Below are 1,358 nucleotides of genomic sequence, written 5' to 3'. Positions count from 1 at the left end.
CCCTTAAAAAGATATATGTTAAAGATTACCGCTCACCGCAAGCGGCGATAGACCACGCTAAGTCTATCGGCGGTGCTCGGATTATATTCCCCAATGGCGACTATCCTTGTAGTTTGGTAATTGATAGTCCGAATATTGAGCTATTTAGTGAGGGTAATACCATTTTACGGGCAAAAACACCTTCTACTGTCGTTGACGTACAGGCAGGCGGAGTAAACTTCGTCCTAGATGGATTTGATATACGTGGTCAAACCTTACGAGATGAGCTTACCTCTAACAGAAATGGCACGCACAAAAACACCAAAGCTCTGCACTGTATTCGCATTCAAGAGCGCGGCGCTCGTCTCAGAAACTTTAAGACAAGTGGCGCACGTTATGATGGTATCTACCTTAAATATAATGGACAGATTGACTTTGAGGCTCAGGATTTTTTGTGCGATTCTACCGCTCGTAACCCAGTATCTATTATTTCAGGCCAAGGCTTTAAGTTTATACGCGGTAAAATGCGTTTGGATAATAAATTCTCTGCCGGACAAGGTAAACTAAGAAGCGGTATATATTTATTTGATTGTGAACCCAATAATATCAACGATAAATATCGTGATATTAAATTCACAAACGTGGTCTTTGAAAATGCTGGCACGCGTTACGGTAACAATCAAGTTATCTTTCAAGACACCAATATAGGCAATTCAAACGATTTGGGTGTGTACTTTAAAGACTGTGATTTTATTAAGTCTGGTACAGCTACCGGATCTGCTTATGTACGCCTCAAAGCTGATGGAAAATTGAAAGAGTTTAGTAACATTCACTTTGAAAGAACCTATCATCAAAACAGAGCCATAGCAATTGCTAGCGGTCGCGAGCTATTACTTAGAAATTCGTCCTTTAACGATGTTGTTATTGATGATCGAAACCTAACGTTTGCTATTAAGTTATCATCTGGCACGGTTGTTAATAATGTGCGCACAACAGCTGATAAATCATCGGCTAAATCTAAAGCCCCAGCTGTCCGGACATCGTTAAATAAGCCTGTCAATTTGCTCTTAGATAAAAAAAGCAATGTCAAAGTTACAGATGTTCCAGGGTACTAAAGTCAAAGTGCTGAGCAATATAAGTCGCCTTGAGCGGCTTTTTTTGTGTTTTAAGAGTGGATAGAATCATTCGTAGTGTATTAAATGGTTCATCAATGCGATAGATAGTGAATAGTGGTATATTTAGAATACAAGATTGCTCCTGTTTAAGGACCAAAATTACATAACATTTTGCATCTTAAGCTTAACTGCCAGTGTGATACCATGATGCGCTTGTCATAATGACTATAAGTTTAGGCTTTTGTATATTTATAGCCTGTTCCT

The 1,358-nt window shown here is 39.0% G+C and carries 1 protein-coding gene; it reads left to right on the top strand.

The window, feature by feature from the left end:
• Window positions 1-1,094 (top strand): hypothetical protein (locus ACS8FD_RS14705; protein ID WP_439276401.1); only part of this gene is annotated, 1,094 nt, incomplete at its 5' end.
• Between the last annotated feature and the right edge of the window lie 264 nt (window positions 1,095-1,358).

Source organism: Psychrobacter sp. 1U2, assembly GCF_051847575.1.
This window is presented reverse-complemented; position numbering and strand designations above follow the sequence as displayed.